This is a genomic window from Traorella sp. mt218, from assembly GCF_055420025.1.
This window is the reverse complement of sequence record NZ_JBVAYM010000006.1, coordinates 103585-111659: the sequence shown is the minus strand read 5'-3', so window position 1 is coordinate 111659 and position 8075 is coordinate 103585. Positions and strand designations below refer to the sequence as shown.

Genomic DNA, 8075 nt, shown 5'->3' with positions numbered 1-8075 from the left:
AATCGGACAAATTTGGAAGCTTGACAAAAAATATGTAGCATTTTATGTAGAAATATGTCTATATATAAATAAGCAGGAGGGAAAGAAATGGATAATAGAAATGAGGAAATCATGTGCTACATAGCAAAGATGTATAAAGAAATCAAGCAGGAGGTCGCTGAAGGCAAACGTAAAATGCCGAATAATTATGTATTGGACAGCGGTGTCGAATTTATAAGATATATCGATCAGCTGGTCGAATTGCTGCCGCCTGAATATGAAAGGATCATACGCAATGATTATTTAAATGAAAGAAATAAAAAATGGTGGCAGGAGTATTTTAAGAAGAGCACTTATTATCGAAGAAAATCTGAAGCAGTTGAAGCATTTGTTGATTGCGTAACGCTCTAAATAGTGTTAAAATATCCTTGTAGAATTTTTCTTATTTTACATAATACCATAGGAGGATGATTTATGTTAAAAGGTATTGCTGCTTCTGCCGGTTATGCAATTGCAAGGGTTTACAAGCTTGAACAACCGGTAGTAACGATCGAAAAAAAGGAAGGAATCGAGCCGTCAGCAGAAATTGCAAAGTTTAATGCTGCACTCTCTAAGACAAAGGCGGATATCGAGGCAATCAAGGCTCAGGCAGAAGGCAAGCTTTCTGATGAAGAATTAGCTGTGTTTGATGCTCATTTAATGATGGCCTCTGATCCTGATTTTGAAGGTCAGATCAAAGCCATGATCGAAAATGATCATGTTAATGCTGAATATGCAGCTGACACTGTGGCCGCAAATACGATTGCCATGTTTGAATCTATGGATAACGATTATTTCAAAGAAAGAGCGGCTGATGTAAAGGATGTTACTTTCAGGTTAAAGTGTAATTTACTTGGTGTCTTAATTCCAAATCTTTCTTTGGTTGATGAGGATTCTATTATCGTTGCTCATGATTTGACTCCTTCAGATACCGCCCAGCTGAATGAACATGCAAAGGGATTTGCGACAGCTATCGGTGGCAGGACAAGTCATTCTGCAATCATGGCACGTTCTTTGGAAATTCCTGCTGTTGTTGGCTGTGCAGGTGTGATGGAAGCATGCCAGCATGGAGATTTGATGATTCTGGATGCTGTAAATGGTGAAGTAATCGTAAATCCTGATGAAGCTACGGTTAAAGAATATGAAGCTAAGGCAAAGGCTTATAAGGAAGAAAAAGAAGCCTTGAAAGTATTGCTTCATGCAGATACGATCACGCTTGACGGACATCAGGTTGAGCTTGCAGGAAATATTGGAACACCAAAGGATGTTGAAGGTGTCATTAATAACGGCGGTGAAGGTGTAGGTCTGTATCGTACAGAATTCTTATACATGAATTCACAGGCATTCCCTACTGAAGATGAACAGTTTGAGGCTTATAAGACCGTTCTTGAAGGAATGAACGGTAAAAAGGTCGTTGTTCGTACATTGGATATTGGTGGAGATAAGAAGCTTTCTTATTTCACATTCCCTGAAGAAATGAATCCGTTCCTTGGCTATCGTGCTATTCGTTTATGCTTAGATAGAAAAGATATCTTCAGGACACAGTTGAGAGCTTTGATCCGTGCTTCTAAATACGGTAAGCTTTGCATCATGTTCCCGATGATTGCGACATTGGATGAATTTAGAGAAGCTAAAGCTTTATTTGAAGAAGAAAAGGCTAATTTGATTGCTGAAGGTGTTGAAGTAAGTGACAGCATAGAAGTAGGTATGATGGTTGAAATTCCTGCTGCTGCGGTTAATGCTGATAACTTTGCCAAAGAGGCAGACTTCTTCTCTATCGGTACAAATGACTTAGTCCAGTATTCAATGGCTGCTGACCGCATGAGCGAAAAAGTTTCTTATCTGTATCAGCCATTAAATCCATCACTGTTGCGTTTGATCAAGATGACGATCGATGGTGCTCATAAGAATGGACGCTGGGTAGGTATGTGCGGTGAAATGGCCGGAGATGCCATGGCTGCTCCTGTACTTCTGGGATTAGGTCTTGATGAGTTCTCAATGAGTGCTACTTCCATTCTTCCAGCTCGTAAAATGATCAATTCATTAAAGAAATCTGAAATGGAAGAGCTGGCAAATAAGGCACTTACATTAGCAACTTCAGAAGAAGTGATACAGTTAATCAAAGATACATTAAATAAATAGTCAAAAAAAGGTTTGGAACAAATTTCCAAACCTTTTTTTATGTCTTATTGAAGATAGGCAAGGATCAGCTTAACCGCTGATTCGATCGCCTGCATATGGGTTCTCTCCATTCCGTGGCTTGCCGCAACCCCCGGTCCGATAAGAGCTCCTTTGATATTGTTGCCGCCACTTAATGCAGCACCGACATCGCTTCCGTAGAACGGATAGATATCAACGGCAAACTGGCATTTTTCTTTTTTTGCCAATTCAATGAGCCGTCCGACCATATCATAATCATAAGGTCCTCCGGAATCCTTGGCACAAATGCTGACATCATATTCACTGCATGAAAGATCCGCTCCGATGCAGCCCATGTCGCAGGCCAGAAGTTCAGATATTTCAGGCAGGTTTGCTGCTCCATGACCGACTTCTTCATAAGTCGTAACTATAAAATAGGTATCATGGGCAGGAACGATTTGATTTTCCTTGATCAAATTTAAAATTTCGAAAAGGATGCAGACGCTGATTTTATCATCCAGAAAACGGCTTTTGATAAATCCGCTTTCGGTAATCGTTGTTTTTGGATCAATGGCGATGATATCACCATTCATAATGCCCAGCTTTTCCACATCTTTTTTGCTTTTAACGATTTCATCGATCTTGACGACCATGGCATCGGTCGTACGTGGGGCTGTATTTGCTTCTTTAAATACATGGACAGCCGGAGTTGCGGAGAGGATCGTTCCTGTATATGTTTTACCGCTGCGAGTTATGATACGGCAATATTCGCCATCCAGCGTTGGCATTGATGGACCGCCGATATTTGTGAAACGAAGGGTTCCATCTGCGTTGATCGAGCGTACCATTAATCCTAACGTATCTGTATGCGCACTGATACCGACTTTATGATCATGGTCTTTACCGGTAACTAAGATATGTAAGTTTCCTTTTTGATTACGGCTTGTTTCAAAGCCTAAACCATTCGCTTCTTTTTCTAAAAAATCAATGGCATGTTTCGTAAATCCACTTGGGGAATCGATAGCGAAGAGCTGATATGCAAATTTTTTAAATCTTTCCTGATCCATACTATTTCCTTTCTATGACGACCTGATCTTGTCCGTCAATTTCCTTTATTTGTACTTTTATATTTTCATCCAGCGAGCTGGGAATATTCTTACCGACATAATCGGCTCGAATCGGCAGCTCACGATGACCGCGATCTACGAGTACGGCCAGCTGGACCTCCTTGGCCCTTCCAAAATGCAAGACACCTTCAAGTGCTGCACGGACCGTACGTCCTTTAAACAAAACATCATCGACCAGAACCACCTTTTTATCGGCAACCGAAAAAGTGATTTCAGGCAGCGGCTGCTTCTTATCCAGATCATCCCGCCAGGCTTTTATATCCAGCGGATAAACATCCACCTTTTTACCTTCCACCTTTTCAATAAAAGAGGCAATACGGTGAGCCAGATATTCGCCTCTGGTTTTGATGCCAACCAGAACAAGATTATCAACACCTTTATTTCTTTCAATGATTTCATGCGACATACGGGTCAAAGAGCGTCGCATTCCATCTTCATCCAAGATCATTTTCTCTTCCATAAAAACTCCTTTTTTGATAGTGATATTATACTTCATATGATCTAAAAAATTAATAGAAAATTATGAAAAACTTTATATCAAACATGCTTGACATAAATATATAATAGATGTATCATTTATAAATCGATTAACATTTAATCGGTTAACTAAAAAAGGAGCGTTATGGAACCTAAGGAAATTGTGAAATCTATTACTATGTTTAATCGAATGCACCGCTGGCAAACTCGTAAGATCATGGAAAGCGAGGGCCTTTTTTATGGACAGCTGCCTATTTTGGAGACAGTCAGAACCAAAGGCTGTTGTACCCAAAGAGAAATAGCCACGGCTTTGAATGTAACACCGCCAAGTGTTGCGACAAGTGTCAAACGCCTTGTGAAAAAAGGATATTTGGCGAAAAAAACAGATGAAAAAGATCAGCGGAGTACCTTGATTACGATTACTGAAAGCGGCAATCTGAAAACACAGGCTTGCCGGAAAAAATTTGATGAAATGGATGAGAGGATATTTGATGCATTAAGCGATCAGGAATGTGAGGGGCTTGCACATATTCTTGATAAGCTGAATGCTTCGATGAGAAAGGAGAATGAAGATGATTAAAACATTAAAACCTTATCTAAAAGGCTATGGGAAGTATGCTTTGATATGTATGCTGGCCATGATCACTGAGGCAGTGTTGGAAATGATGCTTCCTTTTATGATGTCTAAGATCGTCGATGTGGGTGTAGCCAACAAAGATCTGAGCTATGTATTAAAAATCGGTGGTATCATGCTGCTCATGTCATTGATTTCACTGATAGCAGGAGCGATTGGTTCAAGATTCAGTTCTGTAGCCGGCATGGGGTTCGGCAGTCAGCTGAGAAAGGCTTTGTTTGACAAGATTCAGACATTTTCTTTCTCAAATATCGATCACTTTTCAACGGCATCGCTTGTGACCCGTTCGACAGCTGATGTCAATAATATTCAAAATATGTTCATGATGCTGAATCGTATGGCAATCAGAAGCCCGATCATGTTTTTTACAGCTATGATATTAGCTACCAGCATCAATGCAGAGCTGGTGATGATTTTTTTAGTGGTCGTTCCGATTTTGGGAATTGCTTTATTTATGATCGTTAAGCTTTCTTTTCCAAGATTTGAAGCGATGCTGTATAAATATGATGGCTTGAATGCTTCTACGCAGGAAAACTTAACAGCGATACGTGTTGTAAAGGCCTTTGTACGAAGTGCATATGAAAAGGCAAAATTCAAGTTGAGTAATGATGCTTTGATGGAGGCAAGCATCAAGGCTGAAAAGATTATTATCTTCAATATGCCGGTCATGCAGCTTTCAACTTATACGTGTGTGATTCTGATTCTCTGGTTCGGAGGCGGACTGGTCATGGATGGCAAAATGCTGACAGGAGAGCTGATGAGCTTTATTACTTATATCAATCAGATCTTAATGTCAATGATGATGTTAAGCATGATCTTTGTCAATGTACTTATTTCCAGTGCTTCTTTAAAGAGAATCGTGGAGGTCTTGGATGAGGATATTGATATCAAGGACAGTGAGTCAAGCAGTGCTTTTCCGATCCAGAATGGAAGCATCGAATTTAAGAATGTCAGCTTTTCATACAAGAATGATGTACATTCACTGGTACTTGAAAATATCAATGTCAAGATCGCAGCAGGAGAAACGATCGGGATCATTGGCGGTACAGGTTCCAGTAAGTCTACTTTCGTTCAGCTGATTCCGCGTTTATATGATGTAACGGAAGGAAGCGTACTGATCGATGGCAGAAATGTCAAAGATATCCAGGTTGAAACCTTAAGAAATTCTGTCAGCATGGTTCTTCAGAAAAACGTGCTTTTCAGCGGTACGATCTTAGAAAACTTACGTTGGGGCGATCAGGAAGCGACAAAGGAACAGTGCATCGAAGCCTGTAAGGTAGCAAATGCGCATAGCTTTATCATGGATTTCCCGGATGGTTATGATACTTATATCGAACAGGGCGGTACAAATGTATCCGGTGGACAGAAACAGCGTCTGTGTATTGCCAGGGCGCTTCTGAAACATCCGAAGATCTTGATCTTAGATGATTCAACGAGTGCGGTAGATACGGCAACAGATGCCAGCATCCGTAAAGAATTAAAAGAAAACTTAAAGGGGATGACAACGATCATCATTGCCCAAAGAATTTCTTCTGTACAGGATGCAGATCGTATCTTTGTGTTTGATGAAGGAAGAATTAATGATATTGGAACACATGAAGAGCTTCTTGAAAGAAATCCGATCTATCAGGAAGTATATCATTCTCAAATGAAAGGAGTGGTGAGCGAATGAGTAAGAAACCTTATAATCCATTCCAGACGCTTATGCGTGTGATGTCATATATGGCTAAAAATAAGCTTCAGCTGCTTTTGGTTGTCATTTTGGTCATCTTGTGCAGTGGTGCACAGGTTGCCGGAAACTATTATTTGAAGCCTATTATCAATGATTACATTGCACCAATGATCGGTGTAGCGAAAGAGAATCGTGTTTATGACGGCTTGATCTTTGTTCTTACTCAGCTTGTCATCATTTATGTCGTTGGTGTATTGTCAGGTTATGCATATAAATATATCATGATGAATTTGTCGAATCGGGCATTAAATGAGATGCGTAAGGATCTTTTCAATAAAATGCAGGATCTTCCGATCAAGTATTATGACACGCACCAGCATGGTGATATCATGTCTTGTTATACCAATGATATTGATACGATACGTGAAGCGATGAGCGAAGGCTTTACTGCCGTGGTATCAAGTGCAGTCAGCATAGTCGGTAACTTTACGATGATGCTGATCTTATCACCGTTTTTGACGCTCTTTATCATTGCCATGTCATTCTTAATGGTATTGATCGTCAAAAAATTCGGAAGCCTGAGCAGCAAGTATTTCCAAAAACAACAGAAAAGCATGGGCCGTGTTAACGGTTATATCGAAGAAATGTTTGAAGGCGTCAAGGTCGTAAAAGTATTCAATCATGAAGAAAAGGTATGTGAAGACTTTGAAAAGCTCAATGAAGAGCTTCGTGATGCAGCCATTGAAGCAAATACGTATGCTTCGATCATCATGCCGATCATGGGAAATCTTTCTTATGTAACGTATGCCGTCATCGCTTCTTTAGGTGCCTTCCAGGTTATTAACGGAATGCTGGACATTGGTTCACTGGCCAGCTTCTTGCAGTACACACGAAGCTTCTCAATGCCGATTACCAACCTATCACAGCAGTTTAATTCCATCTTTAGAGCATTAGCGGGAGCTGAGCGTATCTTTGCTTTGATTGACGAAAAGAGCGAGGTCAATGATGGTAAGGTAACATTGGTAAATGTTAAAGAAGAAAATGGCAAGCTTGTTGAATGTGAAGAAAGAACAGGACATTGGGCATGGAAGCATCCGCATGGTGATACTTTTGAACTGGTTCCTTTACAGGGAGATGTTCGCTTCCATGATGTCGTATTCGGATATGAAGAAAATAAAGTGATTTTGAAACATATCAATCTGTTTGCGAAACCGGGTCAAAAAATTGCTTTTGTCGGCAGTACAGGAGCAGGTAAGACAACGATTACGAATCTGATCAACCGCTTCTATGATGTCAATCACGGACAGATCACTTATGATGGCATCGATATCAAGCTGATCAGAAAAGAAGATCTGCGCCGCTCGTTGGCAATGGTGCTGCAGGATACGCACTTATTTACAACAACGGTCAGAGAAAATATCCGTTATGGAAAATTGGATGCGACAGATGAAGAGGTCATAGCTGCTGCTAAGCTGGCAAATGCACATTCCTTCATTAAGCACCTGCCTCAAGGCTATGATACAGTTATCAGTGGTGACGGTGCGAACCTTTCCCAGGGTCAGCGACAGCTGTTGGCAATTGCCAGAGCTGCTATTGCAGATCCGCCGGTATTGATCCTTGATGAAGCGACTTCAAGCATCGATACGCGTACGGAAGCATTGATTCAGGATGGTATGGATCGTCTGATGACGGGAAGAACCGTTTTTGTAATTGCCCACCGACTTTCTACGGTACGTAATTCAAATGCCATACTGGTATTGGAGCATGGTGAGATCATCGAACGTGGCAACCACGAAGAATTACTGGCTCAGAAAGGTAAATATTATGAGCTTTGTACAGGTATAACGGAGCTGTCATAATTTGAAATGAAGACATAAGAAGCAGCAAGGACTGCTTCTTTCTTTGAAAAAATGCATAGAATAAGAATAATTCCTAAAAAAGAATAAATTTATTAAAGAAAATATATCTTTTGAATGGAATTTATTTGAAAAATAATATATACTTATCT

At 40.3% G+C, this 8075-nt stretch carries 7 protein-coding genes; 5 read left to right on the top strand and 2 right to left on the bottom strand.

Annotated features, from left to right (window positions below):
* Nucleotides 1-87: 87 nt before the first annotated feature.
* Together ACZYT3_RS04815 and ptsP are read left to right on the top strand one after the other, a co-directional pair.
* Complete coding sequence (locus tag ACZYT3_RS04815) at nucleotides 88-390, top strand: MG284/MPN403 family protein (RefSeq protein WP_294562106.1); 303 nt, start codon at nucleotides 88-90, stop codon at nucleotides 388-390.
* Between the two features lie 63 nt (nucleotides 391-453).
* Complete coding sequence (gene ptsP, locus ACZYT3_RS04810) at nucleotides 454-2160, top strand: phosphoenolpyruvate--protein phosphotransferase (protein ID WP_464087870.1); 1707 nt, start codon at nucleotides 454-456, stop codon at nucleotides 2158-2160.
* A 44-nt stretch (nucleotides 2161-2204) separates the two neighbouring features.
* Here the strand turns inward: ptsP and ACZYT3_RS04805 are convergent, their stop codons facing one another.
* Nucleotides 2205-3224 carry a M42 family metallopeptidase gene (locus ACZYT3_RS04805; protein WP_464087869.1) on the bottom strand — a complete coding sequence of 340 codons (1020 nt, stop codon included), beginning with the start codon at nucleotides 3222-3224 and terminating at the stop codon, nucleotides 2205-2207.
* Between the two features lies 1 nt (nucleotide 3225).
* Nucleotides 3226-3744 carry a bifunctional pyr operon transcriptional regulator/uracil phosphoribosyltransferase PyrR gene (pyrR, locus tag ACZYT3_RS04800; RefSeq protein WP_294562109.1) on the bottom strand — a complete coding sequence of 173 codons (519 nt, stop codon included), beginning with the start codon at nucleotides 3742-3744 and terminating at the stop codon, nucleotides 3226-3228.
* Nucleotides 3745-3906: 162 nt separating this feature from the next.
* Here pyrR and ACZYT3_RS04795 point away from each other — a divergent pair, with 162 nt between their 5' ends.
* The 3 genes from ACZYT3_RS04795 to ACZYT3_RS04785 are packed head-to-tail and all read left to right on the top strand — an operon-like array spanning nucleotide 3907 to nucleotide 7926.
* Nucleotides 3907-4341, top strand: a complete 435-nt coding sequence (locus ACZYT3_RS04795; RefSeq protein ID WP_464087868.1) for a MarR family winged helix-turn-helix transcriptional regulator — start codon at nucleotides 3907-3909, stop codon at nucleotides 4339-4341.
* A complete protein-coding gene (locus ACZYT3_RS04790; RefSeq protein ID WP_294562111.1) occupies nucleotides 4334-6067 on the top strand; it encodes an ABC transporter ATP-binding protein in 1734 nt (577 codons plus the stop codon). The genes ACZYT3_RS04795 and ACZYT3_RS04790 overlap by 8 nt, the downstream gene beginning before the upstream one ends.
* On the top strand, nucleotides 6064-7926 hold the full coding sequence (locus ACZYT3_RS04785) for an ABC transporter ATP-binding protein (RefSeq protein ID WP_464087867.1): 1863 nt from the start codon (nucleotides 6064-6066) through the stop codon (nucleotides 7924-7926). The genes ACZYT3_RS04790 and ACZYT3_RS04785 overlap by 4 nt, the downstream gene beginning before the upstream one ends.
* The last annotated feature ends 149 nt before the right edge of the window (nucleotides 7927-8075 follow it).

Coding starts and splice junctions, on each gene's coding strand:
- ACZYT3_RS04790 (WP_294562111.1), top strand. CDS start 4,334: ATGATTAAAACATTAAAACCTTATCTAAAAGGCTATGGGAAGTATGCT.
- ACZYT3_RS04805 (WP_464087869.1), bottom strand. CDS start 3,224: ATGGATCAGGAAAGATTTAAAAAATTTGCATATCAGCTCTTCGCTATC.
- ACZYT3_RS04815 (WP_294562106.1), top strand. CDS start 88: ATGGATAATAGAAATGAGGAAATCATGTGCTACATAGCAAAGATGTAT.
- pyrR (WP_294562109.1), bottom strand. CDS start 3,744: ATGGAAGAGAAAATGATCTTGGATGAAGATGGAATGCGACGCTCTTTG.
- ACZYT3_RS04785 (WP_464087867.1), top strand. CDS start 6,064: ATGAGTAAGAAACCTTATAATCCATTCCAGACGCTTATGCGTGTGATG.
- ACZYT3_RS04795 (WP_464087868.1), top strand. CDS start 3,907: ATGGAACCTAAGGAAATTGTGAAATCTATTACTATGTTTAATCGAATG.
- ptsP (WP_464087870.1), top strand. CDS start 454: ATGTTAAAAGGTATTGCTGCTTCTGCCGGTTATGCAATTGCAAGGGTT.